This is a genomic window from Actinoplanes sp. NPDC020271 (assembly GCF_044388125.1).
Lineage (GTDB): Bacteria > Actinomycetota > Actinomycetes > Mycobacteriales > Micromonosporaceae > Actinoplanes.
On sequence record NZ_JBIRWQ010000001.1, the window covers coordinates 216187 to 236896 of the forward strand.

General features: G+C 71.6%; 18 protein-coding genes. 9 read left to right on the plus strand and 9 right to left on the minus strand.

What is annotated here, in order from left to right; all coding sequences use genetic code 11:
* Positions 1-121: 121 nt before the first annotated feature.
* The 3 genes from ACH442_RS00925 to ACH442_RS00935 are packed head-to-tail and all read right to left on the minus strand — an operon-like array spanning position 122 to position 3230.
* Positions 122-1072 (minus strand): VWA domain-containing protein, encoded by a 951-nt coding sequence (locus tag ACH442_RS00925; protein WP_396120483.1) that lies wholly within the window; start codon positions 1070-1072, stop codon positions 122-124.
* A complete protein-coding gene (locus ACH442_RS00930) occupies positions 1069-2073 on the minus strand; it encodes a DUF58 domain-containing protein (protein ID WP_396120484.1) in 1005 nt (334 codons plus the stop codon). The genes ACH442_RS00925 and ACH442_RS00930 overlap by 4 nt, the downstream gene beginning before the upstream one ends.
* On the minus strand, positions 2070-3230 hold the full coding sequence (locus tag ACH442_RS00935) for an AAA family ATPase (RefSeq protein ID WP_396120485.1): 1161 nt from the start codon (positions 3228-3230) through the stop codon (positions 2070-2072). Before ACH442_RS00935 ends, ACH442_RS00930 begins: the two co-directional genes overlap by 4 nt.
* 348 nt (positions 3231-3578) lie before the next feature.
* Here ACH442_RS00935 and ACH442_RS00940 point away from each other — a divergent pair, with 348 nt between their 5' ends.
* Genes ACH442_RS00940 through ACH442_RS00955 form a run of 4 tightly spaced genes read left to right on the plus strand, consistent with a single transcriptional unit; the run spans position 3579 to position 6149 of the window.
* Positions 3579-3800, plus strand: coding sequence for a hypothetical protein (locus tag ACH442_RS00940; RefSeq protein WP_396120486.1), 222 nt, complete (start codon positions 3579-3581; stop codon positions 3798-3800).
* A 9-nt stretch (positions 3801-3809) separates the two neighbouring features.
* Positions 3810-4325 carry a PH domain-containing protein gene (locus tag ACH442_RS00945; RefSeq protein WP_396120487.1) on the plus strand — a complete coding sequence of 172 codons (516 nt, stop codon included), beginning with the start codon at positions 3810-3812 and terminating at the stop codon, positions 4323-4325.
* On the plus strand, positions 4322-5746 hold the full coding sequence (locus ACH442_RS00950) for a PH domain-containing protein (RefSeq protein ID WP_396120488.1): 1425 nt from the start codon (positions 4322-4324) through the stop codon (positions 5744-5746). The genes ACH442_RS00945 and ACH442_RS00950 overlap by 4 nt, the downstream gene beginning before the upstream one ends.
* Before the next feature lie 10 nt (positions 5747-5756).
* Positions 5757-6149 (plus strand): thioesterase family protein, encoded by a 393-nt coding sequence (locus ACH442_RS00955; RefSeq protein ID WP_396120489.1) that lies wholly within the window; start codon positions 5757-5759, stop codon positions 6147-6149.
* A gap of 130 nt (positions 6150-6279) precedes the next feature.
* On the opposite strand, the gene ACH442_RS00960 is transcribed toward ACH442_RS00955, so the two are convergent.
* The gene (locus ACH442_RS00960) at positions 6280-7215 is read right to left on the minus strand and encodes a carbohydrate kinase (RefSeq protein ID WP_396120490.1); all 936 of its coding nucleotides are present in this window, start codon (positions 7213-7215) and stop codon (positions 6280-6282) included.
* A gap of 107 nt (positions 7216-7322) precedes the next feature.
* Between ACH442_RS00960 and ACH442_RS00965 the strand changes: the two genes are divergently transcribed.
* From ACH442_RS00965 to ACH442_RS00975, 3 genes are all read left to right on the plus strand, one after another.
* On the plus strand, positions 7323-7967 hold the full coding sequence (locus ACH442_RS00965; RefSeq protein ID WP_396120491.1) for a superoxide dismutase family protein: 645 nt from the start codon (positions 7323-7325) through the stop codon (positions 7965-7967).
* A gap of 113 nt (positions 7968-8080) precedes the next feature.
* The gene (locus tag ACH442_RS00970) at positions 8081-9553 is read left to right on the plus strand and encodes an aminopeptidase P family protein (protein ID WP_396120492.1); all 1473 of its coding nucleotides are present in this window, start codon (positions 8081-8083) and stop codon (positions 9551-9553) included.
* 346 nt (positions 9554-9899) lie between these two features.
* Positions 9900-10379, plus strand: coding sequence for a hypothetical protein (locus ACH442_RS00975; protein ID WP_396120493.1), 480 nt, complete (start codon positions 9900-9902; stop codon positions 10377-10379).
* A 70-nt stretch (positions 10380-10449) separates the two neighbouring features.
* On the opposite strand, the gene ACH442_RS00980 is transcribed toward ACH442_RS00975, so the two are convergent.
* The 3 genes from ACH442_RS00980 to ACH442_RS00990 form a co-directional block, all read right to left on the minus strand.
* Positions 10450-10965: a hypothetical protein gene (locus ACH442_RS00980; RefSeq protein WP_396120494.1), complete on the minus strand. Its 516-nt coding sequence runs from the start codon at positions 10963-10965 to the stop codon at positions 10450-10452.
* Positions 10966-11165: 200 nt separating this feature from the next.
* Entirely contained in the window at positions 11166-14324 is a 3159-nt protein-coding gene (gene pulA, locus ACH442_RS00985) for a pullulanase-type alpha-1,6-glucosidase (RefSeq protein WP_396120495.1), read from the minus strand.
* Positions 14325-14355: 31 nt separating this feature from the next.
* Positions 14356-14745 (minus strand): hypothetical protein, encoded by a 390-nt coding sequence (locus ACH442_RS00990; RefSeq protein WP_396120496.1) that lies wholly within the window; start codon positions 14743-14745, stop codon positions 14356-14358.
* A gap of 197 nt (positions 14746-14942) precedes the next feature.
* On the opposite strand from ACH442_RS00990, the gene acnA reads away from it, so the two are divergent.
* Positions 14943-17720: an aconitate hydratase AcnA gene (gene acnA / locus ACH442_RS00995; protein WP_396120497.1), complete on the plus strand. Its 2778-nt coding sequence runs from the start codon at positions 14943-14945 to the stop codon at positions 17718-17720.
* Positions 17721-18140: 420 nt separating this feature from the next.
* Positions 18141-19058: a serine protein kinase RIO gene (locus ACH442_RS01000; protein WP_396120498.1), complete on the plus strand. Its 918-nt coding sequence runs from the start codon at positions 18141-18143 to the stop codon at positions 19056-19058.
* Positions 19059-19416: 358 nt separating this feature from the next.
* Here the strand turns inward: ACH442_RS01000 and ACH442_RS01005 are convergent, their stop codons facing one another.
* The gene (locus tag ACH442_RS01005; RefSeq protein WP_396120499.1) at positions 19417-19662 is read right to left on the minus strand and encodes a DUF2630 family protein; all 246 of its coding nucleotides are present in this window, start codon (positions 19660-19662) and stop codon (positions 19417-19419) included.
* 384 nt (positions 19663-20046) lie between these two features.
* On the minus strand, positions 20047-20625 hold the full coding sequence (locus ACH442_RS01010; RefSeq protein WP_396120500.1) for a TetR/AcrR family transcriptional regulator: 579 nt from the start codon (positions 20623-20625) through the stop codon (positions 20047-20049).
* Positions 20626-20710: the final 85 nt, after the last annotated feature.

Here is a 20710-nt window from a genome sequence, read left to right on the forward strand (position 1 = left end):
GCATGACCACGCTGGACGCCAGCCGGGTGCGGGAGTGGCGGCCGCGACCTCGACCGGAGCGGCCGGCGGCCGGACCGCAACCAGCGATCTTCAGCCCGGCGCCGATCGCCCGGGTGACCGGTCACGGCAGGCGGGACGTCCACAGCAGGCTCGTGGCCGCCCCGACCAGGGCCAGCAGCAGCGCGGTCGCCGCATACCACTGCGTCACCTCGCGCGGCTGGGTCCGGTGCCCGATCGAGCTGCCCATGTCCTCGTAGACCTTCTTGAGCTCGCTCACCGAGGCCGCCTCGTAGAAGTAGCCCTTCGTCCGTTCCGCCAGCTCCTGCAGCGAGAGCCGGTCCACCGGCACCCGCTGCAGCTGGCCGCGGATGTCGACGACGCCGGTGTCGGTGCCGAACGCGATCGTGCTGACCGGCACGTTGGCCCCGGCGGCGGCGGTCGCGGCATCTTCGATCGAGCGGCCGGACGTGCGGTAACCGTCGGAGAGCAGCACGATCCGGGCCGGGGGCGCGCCGTCCGCCCCGTCGGCCGGGATCGTGCGGATCGCGTCCAGCGAGGTGAAGACCGCCTCACCGGTGGCGGTCGCCTCGGCCAGCGTCAGACTGTCGATGCCGGCGAGCACCTCGGAGCGGTCCTTGGTCGGTGCGACCAGCACGTTCGCCGCTTTCGCGAACGACACCAGCCCCAGGTTGTACGTCGGGGGCAGCTCGTTGACGAACGCCTTCGCCGCTTCCTGCGCGGCCTCGATGCGGGTCGGCGCCACGTCGTCGGCCTGCATCGACAGCGACACGTCGATGGCCAGCATCACGGTCGCGCGCTCCAGCGGCTGCTCCTCGTCGACCGACGGGCGTGCGGTGGAGAACGCCAGCGCGGCCAGCATCAGCAGGAACGCGGCCGCCGACACGTGCCGGCGCCAGCCCAGCCCCTTCGGCGCGAGGGTGCGCAGCAGGTCGACGTTGGTGAAGCGCATCGCGTACGACCGCTTGTGGATCTGCCGCCACACGTAGGCGCCGGCGACGACGAGAACGGGCAGCAGCGTGAGCAGCCACCACGGAGCCAGGAAGCGGATCATCGAGTGGTCCCCCGGGTGCGTGCGTGTCGTTGGGCGGCCACGAAGCGGACCATGTCCAGCAGCCAGTCGGTGTCGGTGCGCAGCCGCAGGTGGGCGGCGCCGGCCGCGCGCAGCGCCCGGGCGATCGCGGCCCGCTGCTCCCCCGCCGCCGCCGCGTAGCGCTCGCGCAGCGCGGGGTCGGCCGTCTGCACCTCGTGCAGGTCGCCGGTCTCCGGGTCGGCCAGCGTGAGCACGCCCACGTCGGGCAGCTCCAGCTCACGCGGGTCGACCACTTCGATCGCCAGCACGTCGTGCCGGACGCCGAGCTTGCGCATCGGCCGCGACCAGCTCTCCACCGGCGCCAGGAAGTCGGAGATCACCACGGCGACGCCGCGCCGCCGGGGTGGCCGGTTCAGCAGGTCGATCAACTCGCCGAGATCGGCGCGGCCGGGCCGGACCTGCGTGCGCGCGATGGCCCTGAGCAGGCCCTGCGCCTCCTTGCGACCGGGCCGGGCCGGCATCCGGACCACCGACGGGCCCGGCGCCTCCGACTCCGCCGTCCGTTTCTTGAAAAACCCGGAAACCCCTTTTCCCCGTACGGCGGATCCGGTGCCCACGACGGCTCCGATCCGGTTCCCGCCGCGGGCGGTGAGGTGGGTGATCGCGGTCGCGGCGGCGATCACCAGGTCTTTCTTGAGCCATTTGGCCGTGCCGAAGTCGAGACTGGCCGACAGGTCGATCGCCATCCACGTCTCCAGCTCGCGGTCGGCGACCGTGCGCCGCACGTGCGGGAGCGTGGTGCGGGCGGTGACCGGCCAGTCCATCCGGCGCACGTCGTCGCCCGGCCGGTACTCCCGGGACTCGCCGGCCTCGGTCCCCGGGCCCGGGAGCAGCCCGACGTAGTCGCCCTGGAGCAGGCCGTCCAGTTTCCGGGTGACGAGCAGCTGCAGCCGGGCGAGGACGGCCTCGGCCCGCGCCGCCTCCTCCGGCGGCGCCGGCGTCGTGCCGACGGGTTGACTCATGGGTGCGGCCAGGGGCCGTTCTGCGGGAACGCCGGGGCGCCGGCCGGGATGCCGCTGACCGGCTGGGTCCCGTTCGGCTGCCCGCCGTTCGGCGCGGGCGGGTGGGCGCTGCCGTTCGGCGAGGTGCCCTGACGGGAGGCGACCGAGGGCATCGGCACCATCTGCATGATGCGGGCGACGATGTGGTCGGCCGGGATGTCGTCGGCGAGCGCGTCGTAGCTGAGCACCAGGCGGTGGCGCAGGATGTCCGGTGCGACGTCCTGCAGGTCCTGCGGGAGCGCGTAGTCCCGGCCGCGGAGCAGGGCCAGGGCGCGGGTGGCGCGGACGATGCCGAGCGAGGCGCGGGGACTCGCCCCGTACTGAATGAGCTGGGCGACGTCCGGCATGCCGTGCTGGGCCGGGGCGCGCGTCGCGAGGACCAGCCGGACCGTGTAGTCGACCAGCGCGTTGTGCACGAAGACCTGATCCGCCCGGCGCTGCAGGGCGAGCAGGTCGGCCGGGGTGAAGACCTGCTTCGGCTCCGGCGCGCTCACGCCCATCCGGTAGACGATCTCGCGTTCCTCGGCGTCGGTCGGATAGCCCACGATGATCTTCATGAGGAACCGGTCGCGCTGGGCCTCGGGCAGCGGGTAGACGCCCTCCTGCTCGATCGGGTTCTGCGTGGCCATCACCAGGAACGGGTCGGGCACGTCGTAGCTCTTGCCGCCGATCGACACCTGGTGCTCGGCCATCACCTCGAGCAGCGCCGACTGCACCTTGGCCGGCGCGCGGTTGATCTCGTCGGCGAGCAGGAAGTTGACGAAGACCGGGCCGAGCTCGACGTCGAACTGCTCGTTGCTCTGCCGGTAGATCCGGGTGCCGACGATGTCGGCCGGGACCAGGTCGGGCGTGAACTGCACCCGGGAGAACGTGCCGCCGACCACCTTGGCCAGGGTCTCCACCGCGAGGGTCTTGGCCACGCCGGGCACACCCTCCAGCAGGCAGTGACCGCGGGCCAGCAGCGCCACGAACATCCGCTCGACCATCCGGTCCTGACCGACGATGACCCGCTTGACCTCGAACATCGCCCGCTCGAGCTGCGACGCGTCATGCGCCGGCGGGACCGGCACGGCCCCCTCGGGGCTGGTCTCGGTCTCGGGCGTGCCTGGCTGCGCCACCGGTCCTCCAGAACGGTCATGATCCGCCGGCTCGGATTGCCGACGCTCAAGACTTACACGACAGACAACTACACACGGCTGAGAGGTTCCTAGGAGCATAGAAACCACCGCCGTCATCCGACCGTCACCATCTTCCCGGTCGGTGAAGATCTCCGCAGCCCAGGGCACTATCGGCCGAACATGTTGATCTTTCTGCGCGATCCGCCGGAACGGGCACGCTCACCGGGTGGATACGTAAGTCTTCGAACCGTGTAGCATTTGCCCTGTCGCCGGGCGGCTTCCCCCGTGGCCGCCCGGCGCATAACTCCCTTTTATTTCTCCCTTGTCGTTTCCTTTAAGTTGGTCGACATGGTCGAGGAACTTTCCCCGCAGTGCTCCGCCAAGGGTTGCCGTGCGGCCGCAGCCTGGCAATTGCTCTGGAACAATCCCAAGTTGCATGCCCCGGAATATCGCAAGACATGGCTGGCCTGCGACGAACACCGGGTTTCCCTGGGTGCGTTCCTGGAGGCCCGCTCCTTCCTCCGGGAAGTGACGCCTTTCGTGTCGTCGGACGATGCTTCCGTCTCTTAGGCTGCAGATGTGAGCGAGCCTTCCGTGCCCATCGCCGTCGATGCCCTCAAGCCGTGGCCGGACACGGTGCAATGGCGTCCCGTGTCACCCAAGCTGATCACCGTGGAACTGATCGGGCTGGCCGTCTGGCAGGTGATCCTCGTCGCCGGTCTCGCCGTCGGATGGTTCCTCGCCGGCGGCTGGGGCTGGCTCGCCGGGATCGGGGCGGTGCTGCTGCTCGGCGTCTGGCGGGCCACCGTCGCCGTCCGCGGCGTGCGCGCCTGGGGCTACGCGGAACGCGACAACGACCTGATGGTCCGGCACGGGTTGCTGATCCGGCGGCTGACCATCGTGCCGTACGCGCGGATGCAGTACGTGGATGTCACCGCCGGGCCCGTCGAGCGCGCGTTCGGGCTGGCCACCGTGCAGTTGCACACTGCCGCGGCGGCCAGCGACGCCCGGGTGCCCGGCCTGCCGCCCGAGGAGGCGGCCCGCCTGCGGGACCGGCTCACCGCCCTCGGCGAGGACCGGGCCGAGGGCCTGTGACCGCCACGCAGACCCCCGAGCAGCAGGTCCCGCGGCAGCGGCTGCACCCGCTCAGCCCACTGCTGCACGGCGCCAAGACGCTCTTCGTAATCATCGCGGCGCTCTCCTGGCAGACGCTGAACCGGCTCGGCTTCCTCCATTTCGCGATCGTGGTGGGCGTCGTCGCGGTCGGCGCGCTGATCTTCTCCGCGGTCGGGTGGTGGAACACCGGGTATCAGCTCGTCGCGCGCGAGCTGCGGATCTCCGACGGGCTGCTGTTCCGGCGCAACCGGGCGATCCCGCTCGACCGGCTGCAGTCGGTCGAGCTGCGCCGGCCGCTGCTCGCCCAGCTCACCGGGCTGGCCGAGCTGCGCCTGGAGGTCGTCGGCGGGAACAAGGCCGAGGCACCCCTGGCCTACCTGACCGTGCGCGAGGCCTCGGCACTGCGCGAACGGCTTCTCGCGCTCTCCGGCCGTACTGTCGCGGCAGCCGGCCCGGTCACGGCGGACCTGGCGGCCGGAACGCCCGCCTCGACCCCGCTCCTCTCGGTCCGCAACCGCGACCTGCTGCTCAGCCAGCTGCTCACCCCGCAGGCGTTCCTGCTGCCGATCGGGGTGGCCTGGGTGATCACCCAGTTCGTGATGGAAGGGTCGTGGACCTTCATCGGCATCGCCAGCACCGTCACCGCGATGGCCGGCGTGCTGCTCCAGCCGATCCGGCGGGTGCTGCGCGACTGGGACTTCCGGCTCGCGCGCGACCCCGGCGGGCGGCTGATGCTGCACTACGGGCTGACCGAGACGCGCAGCCAGGTGGTGCCGCTGCACCGGGTGCAGGCGGTCCGGATCACCTGGCCGTTCCTGTGGCGGCTGAACCACTGGCTCTACCTGCAGCTCGACGTGGCCGGGTACGAAGCGCCCGACCGGGGCAACGACACCGGGTCGGACCGGTTGCTGCCGGTCGGCGACCAGCACGCGGCCCGGTTCCTGGTCGGGACCGTGCTGCCCGGCGTCGACCTCGCGGCCCTCGCCACCACGCCGCCGCCGGCCCGGGTGCGGTGGCTGCACCCGATCGGGCTGCGGTTCATGGGCGTGGGCCTGCACCCCGACGTGCTGGTGACCCGGCAGGGGCGCCTGTCGCGGGAGATGACGCTGGTGCCGTACGCGCGGTTGCAGAGCGTGCGGGTCGTCCAGGGGCCGCTGCAGCGGAGGCTCGGGGTGGCGACCGTGTACGCGGACGCGGCCGGGGCCCGCTCCGGGGCGGCGCGCGACCGGGACCTGGCGGAGGCGTGGGCGCTGGCGGAGGAGCTGGCGCGGCGGGCCCGGGAGGCACGCCGGCTCCCCCAGCCCGGCCCTGCGCTGCCGCCGGTCTCCCCGCCACCCCCGGGGGCCTCGACCGGTCAATCCACTGACGACGCGTTCTGGCAGCGGCCCCCGCAGGCATAGGCTCTCAGGCATGGAGCTTCCGGAGTTCGCTCCCGGCCTCACCGCCCGGGTCGAGTTGACGGTCACCGACGCCGACACGGCGCAGTCCCTTGGCTCCGGCGACGTGCCGGTGCTGGCCACGCCGCGGGTGCTCGCGCTCGCCGAGGCCGCCACGGTGGCCGCGACCGCGCGCCAGATGCCCGGCGGTGTCACCACCGTCGGGACCAGGGCCGAAGTGGAGCACCGGGCGCCGACCCCGGTCGGGCGGACGGTGATCGCGCAGGCGACGCTGGCCGGGGTGGAGGGGCGGGTGCTCTTCTTCGACGTGACCGTGCGGGACGGGGAGGCCGTGGTCGCGGAGGTGCGGGTCGAGCGGACGCTGCTGGATCGGCAACGGTTCATCGCCCGCGCGCTCGGCGACTGAGCCCGCTCTTCCGGCTGGTTCTCCGGGGCGTTGTCCGAGCCGGACAACGCCCCGGAGAACCAGCCGGGACCGCGAGCCGCGGCCGGGCCGGACTCGAAACGCGCCTCGCGCCCGTCGGCTGCGAGCCGGGTCAGAGACTGGGCCAGCGAGCGGCCAGCTCGGTGGGGGTGGGCATGGCGGTGGCGCCGCCCTGACGTTCGCAGACCAGGCCGGCGACCGCGAGGGCGTAACGGACGTGGCCCTCCCAGGCGGCCAGGCCGGACGGGCGGCCGTCGGCGAGCAGGCGGCGGACCAGCGCGCCCATCACCGAGTCGCCGGCGCCGGTGGCGTCGATCGCGGCGACCGCGGGGGCCGGGAGCATCACCGCGCCGTCCGCGGCGGCGACGTGGGCGCCCTGCGCGCCGCAGGTCACCACGACCGTGCCGGCGCCCAGCGCGCGGATCCGGTCGGCGGCGGCGGCCGGGTCGCTGTCCCCGTAGAGCAGCTGGGCGTCGGCCGAGCTGAGCTTGACCAGGTCGGCGGTGGCGAAGAACTCTTCGACCAGGTCGCGCAGGGCGGTCAGGGCGGCCTCGTCGGGGAGCAGTTTGGGACGGACGTTCGGGTCGAAGACGCGGATGCCGCCGAAACCGGCCCAGGCCTGCCGGGCGGTGGCCCGGAACGGCTCCCGGAGCAGGCAGATCGAGCCGGTGTAGAGCACCTCCGCCCCGGCCAGCGTCGCCTGGTCGAGGTCGCCGGGGGCGAGCAACGCGTACGACGGGGGCTCGCCGTAGAACGTGAACCCCGGTTCGGCGCCCTCGAACGTCGTGACCGCGAGCGTGGTCGGCACGTCGACGCGCCGCACGCCCCTCTCCCCGACGCCGGTCTCGGTGAGGAACGCGGCGATGCGGTCGCCGAGGACGTCGGTGCTCAGCGTCCCCGCGTACTCCACCCGGCCGCCGAGCCGGGCGACCCCGACGGCGACGTTGAGTGGCGCGCCGCCGATCGCCTGACGGTAGATCTGCTCGCCGCCCAGGTCGGCCTCGAGCAGATCGATCAGCGCCTCGCCCAGCACCACCGCGTAACCCATGCCAGTCCTTCCGTTGCTTCGCCGGGTCTCAGCCTCGCGCCCCGCGGCCGGGAAATCCAGCCTGAGGTTGCTGCACCGGATAAATCCTCTTTTGAGAGAATTAAGGCATGTTTGCCAACCGGATACTCAAGACTCTGCCTCTGGCGGCCACCGCGGCCTGCCTCGCCACCTCGCCCGCGGTCGCCGCGGCCGGGAACGGGCCGGCGGTCTTCCAGACCTGGCGGCCAGGGGCTCAGGCGATCACGTACGACGTCAAGGCCGTCCCGCCCGGCGCCACCGCGCAGGTCGAGTTCAGCTCGACCGGGCACAACCTGTGGGTCCGGCTGGACGTGACCGGGCTGGTGCCGGGGCGGGCCTACGGCGCGCACATGCACGTGGCCGACTGCGGCGAGGACCCGAAGGCGGCCGGGCCGCACTACCAGCATCAGCACGACCCGGCGGCGTCGAAGGAGAAACCCTCGGCCGACCCGCGGTACGCGAATCCGGCCAACGAGATCTGGCTGGACTTCACCGCGGACGCGCGCGGGGCCGCGGTCGTGAGCCGGGAACAGCGCTGGATGTTCGCCGACGAGCAGATGCCGCGCTCGCTGGTCCTGCACGCGGAGACCACGAGGACCGGGCCGGGGGTCGCCGGAACGGCCGGCGCACGTGTCGGTTGCCTCAAACTTCCTTTCGGGTACGGCCATGCGGGGTCTTCGCGGCCGCAACCTCCCACGGACACGGAGAGGGACCACGGCGGAGACAGGACCTGAAGAGTTCGACGTTGCACTTGATCTTCAAAAGTCGCCCGGGTCACCGGGCGCTGCGTTTCGTCGGTGGCAGGCGGTAACGTCGGGTCACAGCTCGCGAACGGAGGCACCCCACGATGGCGCAGAAGGACGGCGGCGCGCAGCCCGCACCGAAGACGGAGTCGCACGACCCCGCTTTTCCGGAGGCGTTCCTGCAGTTCATGCGCACCGGCTGGCGAGAGGACGCGATCTCGGTCGCGCCGGTGCCCGAGGCGCCGAACTATGCGAAGCGCCGCGCCGCGCTCTCCGAGGCGTTCCCCGGTGAGACACTGATCATCCCAAGCGGGAACGAGAAGGTCCGGGCGAACGACACGGATCACCCGTTCCGCCCCGGCAGCGACTTCTTCTACCTGACCGGCGACCGCGATCCGGACAGCGTGCTGATCCTGCACCCGACCGCGTCCGGGCACGAGGCGGTGCTCTTCACCCGCGAGCGCAACTCCAAGGACACCGACCGGTTCTTCCGTGACCGCAACGGCGAGCTCTGGATCGGCCGCACCCACACCCTGGCCGAGAAATCGACGGAGCTGGGCCTGGAGACCGCTTCGCTGGGCCACCTGGGCTCCGCCCTGGCCCAGTCGGCGCCGGGCCGCACCCGCGTGCTGCGCGGCCTCGACGCGAACGTCGACCGGGCCATCCTGGCCTACGAGCCGAACCGGGACCGGCCCCGCGACCGCGAGCTGGCCTGGACGATCTCCGAGCTCAAGCTGGTCAAGGACGAGTGGGAGATCGCCCAGCTGCAGGCCGCGATCGACGCCACCGTGCGCGGCTTCGAGGACGTGGCCCGCGTCCTGCCGGCCGACCGCGGGGTCAAGGAGCGCCTGCTGGAGGGCGTTTTCGGGCTGCGGGCGCGGCACGACGGCAACGACATCGGCTACGGGTCGATCGTCGGCGCCGGCGCGCACGCGACGATCCTGCACTGGGTGCGCAACACCGGCGTGACGACGCCGGGCGAGCTGCTGCTGATGGACATGGGCGTGGAGGGGCACAACCTCTACACCGCCGACGTAACCCGCACGGTGCCGGTCTCCGGGACGTTCACGCCGCTGCAGCGCCAGGTCTACGACATCGTGTATGCCTCGCAGCAGGCCGGCATCGAGGCGGTCCGTCCCGGCGTGCTCTTCAAGGACGTGCACCAGGTCTGCATGCGCGTCCTGACCGAGGGGCTGCACGACCTGGGCCTGCTCCCGGTCAGCGTCGACGAGGCGATGGCCGAGGACAGCACGATCTACCGGCGGTGGACGCTGCACGGCTTCGGGCACATGCTCGGCATCGACGTGCACGACTGCGCGCACGCGCGTAATGAGACATATCGGGAGGGTGCGCTCGGGGAGGGCTACGTGCTGACGGTGGAGCCGGGGCTCTACTTCCAGCCGGAGGACGACCTGGTGCCCGAGGAACTGCGCGGCATCGGCATCCGGATCGAGGACGACGTGCTGGTCACCGCGGACGGCTGCCGGAACCTGTCCGACGGGCTGCCGCGGACCTCGGGTGAGGTCGAGACGTGGCTCGCGGCTCAGCGGGAAGCGGGGCCGCGCCTGCCGGGCTGAGCCCGCACGGTGCGACCGACCGTCGCGGCGCCGCCCGGTGGACGGTCACAGGCCGACGGTCGCCGCCGACGGTCACCGGCCGGCGGTCGCCGGTGGGCGGTCACCGGCCGGCGGTCGCCGGTGGGCGGTCACAGGCCGGCGGTCGCCGGTGGGCGGTCACAGGCCGGCGGTCGCCGGCCGGCGGTCACAGGCCGGCGGTCGCCGGTGGGCGGTCGCCCACCGGCCGGGCGTCGGCCGGTGTGCGGTCGTGGAACGGCCGATGGGTGGTCGGCGGCCTCGGGTGAGGTTTGCGGGGTGCTGCGAGGATTGACGGCTCGCACCCCGCCGATCTTGAACGGGAGCCGCCGTGACCGACGCCCGCGCCTACCTCGTCGACGTCGAGCGGACCGACGGCCGGGTGGCCGTCGAGGTCCGGGCCGAGGGCCGCCGGCACACCGCCACGGTCGAACGGCTCCACCAGCCGGAACTCCAGGCGCACATCCCGATCGGCACCCGCGACCGGCAGCACCTGTGGATGACCGTCGACGACCTCCCGGCCATCCTCCGACCGGGGGCCGGGCGATGGTCACGGTTCTCGTACCGGGTGGTGGTCGAGCACGACGGCCGGCAGTACGTGTACCGGCCGCGAACCGCGGAGAGCAGCCGGCTGCAGCGGGACGGCTTCGCGGTCGGTGACTTCACGATCGCGGAGTCCGGCAAGGTGAAGGCCACGCTGGTGGAATCGGCCGGGCCGCTCGACGCCGCGATCGGGTACGCGCTGGCCGCGGCGTTCGGGGCGGGCGCCGAGTTCTTCCTCGTCGCCCTGCTCGAACATCCGGCGCTCTAGCCGGTCGCGCTCCTCGATGACGCCGGGGTCCGGTCGGCACCGAGGTCGCGCTTCTGGGCAGCGCCGCGCTCTAGCCGGCCTTGTAGTCGGACACGATCCAGCACTCGGCGCCGCCGGCTTCGCCGGTCACGTTGATGGTGACCTTGACCGGGTGGCCGTCGGTCCCGTCGTACTCCGTGGCGACCTCGCCCCCGTCGTCCGCCGTGGTCTGCGCCATCCCGGCCAGCTCCTTCAGCGTCGGAACCTCGATCTCCTCGCCGCCGTCGCCGGTGACCGGGCCCAGGTCCACGTCGGACGACGGCCCCGGGGACGCGCTCGTGCCGCCGACCCGCGCCGACGTGGTGACCACGCCGCCCTGCACGGTCGCCTGATACTTCCCGACGGGTTTGGCCGGGTCACAGCCGCGGGTCAGCGTGAACGAGTAGGAGGCGGGTTCCGTCCAGGCCGGCGCCGACGCGGCCGCGACCGGGGCGGGCGCGGACGCCGAGCCACCCGGATCGGTGATCTTCGGCTCGTCCGACGACGAGCTGCATCCGGCGATCAGACCGGCGAACGCCAACGCGCACAGGGCACGCTCGAACCGCACCACAACCTCCGCTTCACCCGGCCGCCGACGCTCGGCGAGCCACGCCCACCGACAGGCGCGAACCCCCGGCGACCGGCAGGCGCGCGGCTTCCGGCAGCCGGCAGACCAGGACCGCCGACCACCGGCGTGCCACGCGGCGCAATCTAGCGCAGCCGCGCTCACGTTCGGGTGCGGGGCTCACGAGTGTCCGCGATCGTCGCTCACCCCGAGAGCCCGGCGACGAAGACGGCGACCTGCCGCGCCGGCACGGTCAACTCCACCCCGTCCAGCTTGGTCACCGCCGATGCCCCGCGCAGCACCGGGTCGATCGACGCGGTCAGCTCCGGGTGGAGTCGCAGCGCCCCTTCGTCCGGCACGAACTGGCAGGTCAGTTCGTCGGTGGCGTTGAACACGACCACGATCCGCCGCCAGCGTTCGTCGAGCCCGGTTCCGTCGAGGCCCATCACGATCACGCCGGGGGTCTCGCCGGGCCCGCCGAGCGGGAACGTCACCCGCCGCTGCACCTCGTCCGCGGTGGGCAGCCCGAACGCCGGTGACGAGCGCCGGATCCGCAGCAGTTCCCGGTACCGCTCGGCGGCCAGGTCGATCACTTCGGGGCTGGGCACGAGCGCCGGGTCGGCCAGCAACGGCCGCGCGAAGTCCCATTTGTCGCCGTTGTCGGCGAAGGGTGGCAGTCCGACGCCGAATCCGTTGCCCTGTCCGGGGTCCCACCGGATCTGGTTGAACCAGTCCCCCGAGTTGAACGAGTTGCGGTCGAGGGACTTCGACCGCAACCGCTCGCTGCCGAGCGCCACGAAGCCGGCTCCCTGCCCGAGCACCACCAGCGCGAGTGCGAGCACCTGCATCCTGGCCCGGTCGACCGAGCGCGTTCCGGCGGGGAGTTTGAACGCCATCGCGTCGTACAGGATCTCGTTGTCGTGCGCGTCGACGTAGTTGACCGTCTCGCCGGGCGCGGCCGCGTACCCGCACGGCGAGCCGTTGTAGTCGACCTGCGCCCCGCTGCGTTCCAGCCCGTCGTGATTGACGAAGCGGTACGTCGCCAGCCCGCCCGCAAGTCCGACTTTGATCAGATCGTGGACCGCGCCGGGCGTGCGCGAGCCGAGCCCGGTCGCGAAGCCCGGCACCCCCGGGTCGTCCCCGAACGCGCCCCCGCCGCGTGCCGCGTCCCGCATCCGGTCGTTGAACGAGCCGATCCCGGTCCCGGCCATGTTGACCTGCGTCGCCTGCGCGAACCGCGCGTCGTAGGCGACCTCCCCGAAGTTCCACCCCTCGCCGTACAGGCAGATGTCCTGACCGTGCTCGACCCGGTGGTCGAGGGCGAGCCGCGCCTCCAGGATGTTCGAGCGCGGATGGTGGCCCATCAGATCGAAGCGGAAACCGTCGACTTTGTACGCCTTGGCCAGCGTCACCAGCGAGTCGATGACCAGCTTGCCCATCATCATGTGTTCGGGCGCGGTGTTCGGGCAGCAGGTCGACTCCGCGGTGCTGCCGTCGGGCAGCAGCCGGTGGTAGTAGCCGGGCACGATCCGGTCGAGCACGCTGAACCGGTCGAGCCCGTCGCCCATCGTGTGGTTGTAGACGACGTCGAGCACCACGCGCAGCCCGGCCGTGTTGAGCCCGGCCACCGCGGCCCGCAGTTCCCGGATCCGCGCCGTCCCGGCCGGGTCGGTGGCGTAGCTGCCCTCCGGCGTCGTCCAGTGCCACGGGTCGTAGCCCCAGTTGTAGCCGTCCCGGTCGGCCACCGCCGCCACCGCGCGCTGCTGCTCGGGCGAGTCCGGCGGGAAGGAGGCCAGGTCGCAGGCGGGCTGGGCCTGGTCGGCGCGGCGGTCGGGGACGGTGGCGAAGTCGTTGACCGGCAGCAGGTGCACGTGGGTCAGCCCGGCCTCGGCGAGCGAGCGCAGGTGGCGCATCCCGTCCGCCCCGGGGCGGGCGAACGCCAGGAACGTGCCCCGTTCCCCGGCCGGCACCGTGCTGTCGAAAATGGAGAAGTCCCGGACGGACACCTCGGCGATCTGCATCCGCGCCGGGGCCACGGCGGCCGGTTTCACCAGGCCGGCCCAGCCGGGCGGGGCGAGTTCCGGGTCCTCGAAGAGGTCGACGAGCTGACTGTGGGTGGAGTCGGGGGCCAGCGACACCGAGTACGGATCGGTCACGCTCGTCGTCACGACCCGTTGCGCGGCCGGGTGCCACACCTCCACCCGGTAGCGGTAGTAACGCCCGAGCCACTTGCGCTTGACCGGAATCGACCACACGCCGTTCAGCTCGTCGCGGTCCATCGGCAGCAGCCGCGGCTCGGCCTGCGGGTCACGGTAGAGCTCCAGCTGCACGTCCCGCGCGGTCGGCGCCCACACCGCGAGCCGCGGCTGGTCGACGTCCAGGGTCAGCCCCAGGTCGGCGTCGGCGGCCTCGAGGTAGAGGTCGTCGAGCACGCCGGCGATCTGCACCCCGGTCCGCGCGGTCACCTCACCGCCGCCGGCCCGCCCCTCGACCAGCAGCCGGTCGCGCAGCAGCTCACCCAGCTCACGGTCGCCCAGCTCGCGGACCGCGTAGGCGCGGTAGGCCCGCAGGTGCGGGAAGCGGCGGCTCTGCGCCTGGAAGAGGCCACCGGGGCGGGGCGTGAGGGGGAACGCGGTCTTGCCGCTGAAGAGCTCGAACGTGGCGGCCCGGCTCGCGAACCACTCGGGCAGGGCGATCGTGGTGCGGTCGAGGAACACGGCGTGGGCCCGGGCCGGGTCCAGCTCGGGGCCGAGCGTGCCCAGGTCGGGGCGGATCGGCTCGACCGTGCCGGCGAGCACCCAGAGCTCCCGGGCGACGGTCAGGTCGAGCCGCTGATCGTCGGGAAGGTCCTTCTCCTCGGCGCGGTGCAGCACGTAGCGCAGACCGGCCGCGTCCGGCTTGAGCGGAACCCGGAACACCGCGCCGAACTCGTCGAACGCGGCGGGCATCAACGGCGTACGCCAAAAGGTCTTGATCTTGTCGGGAACGCCCTCCCAGCAGTGCAGACCCCACCCCTCGTAGTCCCCGCCGGGACGCCGGTAGTGGATCACCGCCTCACCGGCCGGGGGCTCGGGGACCGGCTCGGCGAAGGAGACGCGCTCGTCGCCGGAGCGCAGCCAGATCTCGGCGGCGGCGTGGACGACGACGAACCGGTCGGCCTCGACGTCCTTGCGCCCGTCGGCGTGCTCCACCAGGAAGCCCACCGACGCGGCCCCGGCCGGGATGCGCACCCAGGCGAAACGGCCGAAGTCGTCGGCGCCGGTGAAGGGCGCCTCCTGCACGGCGACGTCACCCCACGCGCGCAGTGACCACCCGGAGTAGTCGTCGTCGGAACGGTGGTAGTGAACGATCAGCCACGACACCGCCACATCGTCGCACCGGGATACGACGATTTCAGCGGGAAGCGATCACCGTCGTGATCAGCGGCCCGTCGGCGCCGGTGCGAATCAGGTAGCGGTAGCGCTCTCCGGGCACCGCGCCACCCCCGCTGTCCAGGTATTCCCACTCCACCTCGACCAGGGACAGGGCGGTGGAGACGCGCTGCACGTCGAGCAGTTGCGCGTGGGCCGCGACGATCATCTGATCCCGGTACGTGGGAGCCGCGCCCAGAAACGACAACGCCACGGCCGCCGGCGAACTGAACGTGAAGCTGTACGAGTCGGCCACCACCATCCCCGGCAGTGCGTGGCACCCCGCGATCACCGCGATGTCGCCCGTGGTGAGCGCCACGCCGTAACGGCCGAAGAACTCGGTGAGCTGATCCAGATCCGCCTGGGTCGTCATGCGCGCGGCTTTCCCGGGAATCGACGGAACCAAACACGAGCGGCTGGAAGGATCAGCACGTGGACCCCGCCTTGCGAGGGCTAGCAAGACGGACGTACGGTTTACCGGACGGCACAACCGAGAGTTAGGCAAACCTAATCCGAAGGTCGCCCTTTCGGTGCGAAAGACTTGACTTCCAGTCGCTGGGTGTGAAGGAGATGACGGTGGCCAGCCTCGACACCTTTGGTGCGAAGAGCGAGCTGCGCGTCGGAGACGCGAGCTACGAGATTTTCACGATCGACAAGGTGAAGGGGCACGATCGCCTGCCCTACTCCTTGAAGATCCTCCTGGAGAACCTGCTGCGTACTGAGGACGGCGCGAACATCACCGCCGACCACATCAACGCGCTCGGCTCCTGGGACCAGAACGCCGACCCCAGCGTCGAGATCCAGTTCACCCCGGCACGGGTGCTGATGCAGGACTTCACCGGCGTTCCCTGCGTGGTCGACCTGGCCACCATGCGCGAGGCCGTGAAGGACCTGGGCGGCGACCCGACCAAGGTCAACCCGCTCGCCCCGGCCGAGCTGGTCATCGACCACTCGGTCATCGCCGACCTGTTCGGCCGTGCGGACGCCTTCCAGCGCAACGTCGAGCTGGAGTACCAGCGCAACCGCGAGCGCTACCAGTTCCTGCGCTGGGGCCAGACCGCGTTCAACGAGTTCAAGGTCGTCCCGCCCGGCACCGGCATCGTGCACCAGGTCAACATCGAATACCTGGCCCGCACCATCATGGAGCGCAACGGTCAGGCCTACCCGGACACCGTGGTCGGCACCGACTCGCACACCACCATGGTCAACGGCCTGGGCGTGCTGGGCTGGGGCGTCGGTGGCATCGAGGCCGAGGCCGCGATGCTCGGCCAGCCGGTCAGCATGCTGATCCCGCGCGTCGTCGGCTTCAAGCTCTCCGGCGAGGCGCCGGCCGGCACCACCGCCACCGACCTGGTTCTCACGATCACCGAAATGCTGCGCAAGCACGGCGTGGTCAGCAAGTTCGTCGAGTTCTACGGCCCCGGCGTGAGCGCGGTGCCGCTGGCCAACCGGGCCACCATCGGCAACATGTCCCCGGAGTACGGGTCGACCGTCGCGATCTTCCCGATCGACGAGCAGACCATCGACTACCTGAAGCTGACCGGCCGCACCGAGCAGCAGGTCGCGCTCGTCGAGGCGTACGCGAAGCGGCAGGGTCTCTGGCTCGACCCGAACGCCGAGCCGGACTACTCCGAGAAGCTCGAGCTCGACCTCTCCACGATCGTCCCGTCGCTGGCCGGCCCGAAGCGCCCGCAGGACCGCGTGCTGCTCAGCGAGGCCAAGTCCGCGTTCCGTGAGGCGCTGCCGAACTACGCCGCCCCGCACGGCCACGCCGACGAGGCCAGCGAGGAGTCCTTCCCGGCATCCGACTCGCCCGCCAACGGCGTCGACGACGAGGCCGACAAGCCGCACGCGTTCAGCGCCGCCCTCGGCGCCACCGGCCGCACGTCGAAGCCGACCGTGGTCAAGGGCGACGACGGCGTGACGTACGAGCTGGACCACGGCGCGGTCGTCATCGCCGCCATCACGTCCTGCACCAACACCTCGAACCCGCAGGTGATGATCGGTGCGGCGCTGCTGGCGAAGAAGGCGGTCGAGAAGGGCCTGACCCGCAAGCCGTGGGTCAAGACCACCCTGGCCCCCGGTTCCAAGGTCGTCTCCGACTACTACGACCGGTCCGGCCTCACGCCGTACCTGGACAAGATCGGTTTCAACCTGGTCGGCTACGGCTGCACCACCTGCATCGGCAACTCGGGCCCGCTGCCCGAGGAGGTCTCGGCCGCGATCAACGAGAACGACCTGACCGCGGTCAGCGTCCTCTCCGGCAACCGCAACTTCGAGGGCCGGATCAACCCGGACGTCAAGATGAACTACCTGGCGTCGCCGCCGCTCGTCGTGGCGTACGCGCTCGCCGGCTCGATGGACATCGACATCACCACCGAGCCGCTCGGCACGGGGTCGGACGGCAAGCCGGTCTACCTCAACGACATCTGGCCGTCCGCGCAGGAGATCGACGCGGTCATCGCGCAGGCCATCGGCGCCGAGGGCTTCTCCACGGCGTACCAGGACGTCTTCGCCGGCGACCAGCAGTGGCAGTCGCTGCCGACCCCGACCGGCGACACCTTCGCCTGGGCCGGGGACTCCACCTACGTCCGCAAGCCCCCGTACTTCGAGGGCATGCAGGCCGACCCGAGCCCGGTCACCGACATCTCCGGCGCGCGCGTGCTGGCCAAGCTGGGCGACTCGGTCACCACCGACCACATCTCCCCGGCCAGCTCGATCAAGGCCGACTCGCCCGCCGGGAAGTACCTGGCCGAGCACGGCGTCCCGCGCGCCGAGTTCAACAGCTACGGCTCGCGCCGCGGCAACCACGAGGTCATGATCCGCGGCACGTTCGCCAACATCCGGCTGCGCAACCAGCTGCTGAACGACGTCGAGGGCGGCTTCACGGTCAACCACCTGACCGGCGAGCAGACCACGATCTTCGACGCCTCGGTCGCCTACCAGGAGGCCGGCGTCCCGCTGGTCATCCTCGCCGGCAAGGAGTACGGCTCGGGTTCCTCCCGTGACTGGGCCGCCAAGGGCACCATGCTCCTCGGCGTGCGCGCCGTCATCGCCGAGAGCTACGAGCGCATCCACCGCTCGAACCTGATCGGCATGGGCGTGCTCCCGCTGCAGTTCCCGCAGGGCGAGACCGCCGAGTCGCTCGGCCTGACCGGCACCGAGACGTTCTCGTTCGCCGGCGTCACCGAGCTCAACAACGGCACCACCCCGCGCACGGTCAAGGTCACCACCGACACCGGCCTCGAGTTCGACGCGGTCGTCCGCATCGACACGCCCGGCGAGGCCGACTACTACCGCAACGGCGGCATCCTGCAGTACGTCCTCCGCAAGATGCTCCGCAGCTGACATCTCGCTGTCCGGACGCCCCGCTCTCCACTCGGAGGGCGGGGCGTTCCGCATTTCCGGCATCGGACCAACTTCAAGATCTTCATTGCCTGTCTCCGCTGTGGTCCCGATCGTCGCTCCCGCGGGGACCCTTCCGATCCGAGCAGGCCGCTGGGGCGGCCAGAACGCTCGGATCGAAAGGGCGACCTCCGTGGGTGGGCACGGTCAGACCGAGAACCCGCCACACCGGCGCGAATAAATCGGTTGCGTGGTCATCCCGGGTGGGGAAAAGTCGTGCGCGCACCGCGGTGGCATCGCCGCGCGCACTGTCCGGCCCTGGCGCCGGCTCGAGAGAGAAGGGGGTGGCCACAAGATGGCTGTCTTTGTCATGCCTGCTGTTCCGGCTTCCCCGAAAACTTCTTTCTCCGAGGAGAACCTCCAGTGCGAGAGCACGACTCCTACGGTCCGGCGACCATGCGCCGCGGCCGTCGCAAGTTCGACGACGACGAGTCCGACTTCCTGAAGCGCGGCCGGCTCGAACCGGCCCTCCACGAAGACCCCGACCTGCCCGAGGTCGGTGACCGGTGGTCCACCTGGGACGGTGCGTTGCACGGTCCCGACCCGAGACCCGACTGGCTGCGCACCGAGCACGGCGCGGTCGACACCGAGCTGGGCGTCCTCAAGACCGGCAAGGAAGCGGACGTCTTCCTGGTCCGGCGCTGGCTGCCGGCGACCGGGCAGGTCAGCATGCTCGCCGCGAAACGGTACCGGGACGGCGAGCACCGCATGTTCCACCGCGACGCGGGCTACCTCGAAGGCCGCCGCGTCCGCCGGTCCCGGGAGATGCGGGCGATGACGAACCGCACCTCGTTCGGCAAGGAACTCATCGCCGGCCAGTGGGCGGCCGCCGAGTTCGACGCACTCGGGCGCCTGTGGCAGGTCGGCCAGGAGAGCGGGCTGGTCTGCGTGCCGTACCCGGTGCAGCTCATCGGCACCGAAGTGATGCTGGAGTTCATCGGCGACTGGGAGACCGGGGAGGCCGCGCCGCGGCTCGCCCAGATCCGCTCCGGCGCCGACGAGCTCGAGGACCTGTGGCGGCAGATGGTCGACGCGCTGTCGGTCCTGTCCCGCGCGCAGGTCGCGCACGGTGACCTGTCGCCCTACAACACACTGGTCCACGACGGCCGGCTGGTCCTGATCGACCTGCCGCAGATCGTCGACGTGGTCGCCAACCCGCGCGGCGCCGAGTTCATCGCCCGCGACGTCACCAACGTGGCAACCTGGTTCCGCGCCCGCGGGCTCCCGGTCGACGCCGAGGAACTGATCGACCAGCTGCTGTTCGAGGCGGGACTCCGATGAGGCCCCGGCCGGACCCCCGCCCGGTCCCGACCCGGACGTCCCGCATCACCGGTTGCCGTCGCCCGCGCGACAACCGCCCCGCCGGCCGCTGACCGGCTCGCGCCGTCGCCAGGCAGGCCGCTGACCGGCCCACTCGCCGTCGCCCGGCAGGCCGCTGACCGGCTCGCGCCGTCGCCCGGCAGGCCGCTGACCGGCTCGCGCCGTCGCCCGGCAGGCCGCTGACCGGCTCACTCGCCGTCGCCCGGCAGGCCGGCGGCCGTCCCGCATGCTCGAAGCCCCGGCCCCGCTCACCCCGGCCGGGGCGACGGGCACGGCCCGATGTGCGGCCGCCGATCGACAGCGGCGGCCGCACACCGGATCACTGCAGGTAGTTCTCCACCTCGCTGACGCTGTGAGCCTGCTCGGAGTCGGGGTTGTTGCCGAATTCCCGGGCGGCCCGGCGACGGCGCAGCAGATCCCAGCACTGGTCGAGCGCCTCCTCGACGTCCTTGAGGCGGGCGTGCTCCTCGGTGGAGGAGATCTTGCCCTGCGCCAGCTCCTGCCGCAGCTTGTGCTCCTCCTCGACCAGGCCGTGAATGCGGGTCAGCACATTGTTGTCATCCATCCCCGAAGCCTATTCACCTCGGCCGCGAACCCGGCACACCCCCGCACGTGTCCGACATCGCACTCCACCCGCACGCGACCTCCGGCCCGCTCCGCGGCGGCAACTCCCGGCTGGTTCTGACCGTGGTTGTTCGTTCCTCGTGAGCGGCCGGGAGGGTGAGGCGCGCTGCCTGCGGGACCACACGCCCACCTCGCGGGCTCCGACGGGCGGGCGGCTTCACAACGGGTTTGCTGCTCTGAGCTCGACCCGCCACGGACGCCGCCCTTGCGGGCTGAGCGTTCAGGGGCGCCCCGCGCCCCTGCTCGGACCGGAAGGGTCCCCGCGGGAGCGACGGTCGGCGACCACAGCGGAGACAGGCAATGAAGATCTTGAAGTTGATCCTTCTCAGTGCCGGCGGACCGCGTCCTCGACGAGGTCGAGCACCCGCGCGAGGTCGCCCGGCGGACGGCCGGTGGCCAGGTGCAGGACGAGGCCGTCGTAGGCCAGCTCGAGGAACTGCGTGAGCACCTCGACCGGGACGTCCTGCCGGAGCACGCCCGCGTCGCGCTGGCGTTGGAGCCGCTCGCGGGTCGCGTCGGCGATCGCGGCCGACCGCTCGGCCCAGCGCTTGGCGAACGCGGGATCGGTGCGCAGCCGGTGCGACACCTCGAGCTGCGTGCCGAGCCAGCCGGCCGTGTCGCCGTCGCTGGTGCCGGCGCGCGCGAGCAGGTCACGCATCACCTGGACGAGGCCGTTGCGGGCCACCGTCTCGACCATCGTGGCGGCGTCGTCCTCGGCGACGGCGAGGAACAGCGATTCCTTGTCACGAAAATGGTGGAAAATCGCGCCGCGGGACATGCCCGTGGCTTCCTCGAGACGGCGGACCGTGGCGCCCTCGTAGCCGAAGCGCGCGAAGCAGCCCCGCGCCGCCGTGAGGATCTCGTGGCGGCGGGCGTCGAGCTGGTCCTGGCTTACCCTGGGCACACTGCTGATCGTGTCACGTGGCCCCGCCGTCTTGCAATCCGTACGTACGGCTTTTAAAGCCACGATCGGATGACGCGAATTACGT

Excerpts from the sequence above, each read along its gene's own strand:
- ACH442_RS00990 (WP_396120496.1), bottom strand. The coding sequence starts at position 14,745 with ATGACGACCCAGGCGGATCTGGATCAGCTCACCGAGTTCTTCGGCCGT.
- ACH442_RS00925 (WP_396120483.1), bottom strand. The coding sequence starts at position 1,072 with ATGATCCGCTTCCTGGCTCCGTGGTGGCTGCTCACGCTGCTGCCCGTT.
- acnA (WP_396120497.1), top strand. The coding sequence starts at position 14,943 with ATGACGGTGGCCAGCCTCGACACCTTTGGTGCGAAGAGCGAGCTGCGC.
- ACH442_RS00955 (WP_396120489.1), top strand. The coding sequence starts at position 5,757 with ATGGAGCTTCCGGAGTTCGCTCCCGGCCTCACCGCCCGGGTCGAGTTG.
- ACH442_RS00930 (WP_396120484.1), bottom strand. The coding sequence starts at position 2,073 with ATGAGTCAACCCGTCGGCACGACGCCGGCGCCGCCGGAGGAGGCGGCG.
- ACH442_RS01005 (WP_396120499.1), bottom strand. The coding sequence starts at position 19,662 with ATGGATGACAACAATGTGCTGACCCGCATTCACGGCCTGGTCGAGGAG.
- ACH442_RS00940 (WP_396120486.1), top strand. The coding sequence starts at position 3,579 with ATGGTCGAGGAACTTTCCCCGCAGTGCTCCGCCAAGGGTTGCCGTGCG.
- ACH442_RS00965 (WP_396120491.1), top strand. The coding sequence starts at position 7,323 with ATGTTTGCCAACCGGATACTCAAGACTCTGCCTCTGGCGGCCACCGCG.
- ACH442_RS00970 (WP_396120492.1), top strand. The coding sequence starts at position 8,081 with ATGGCGCAGAAGGACGGCGGCGCGCAGCCCGCACCGAAGACGGAGTCG.
- ACH442_RS00960 (WP_396120490.1), bottom strand. The coding sequence starts at position 7,215 with ATGGGTTACGCGGTGGTGCTGGGCGAGGCGCTGATCGATCTGCTCGAG.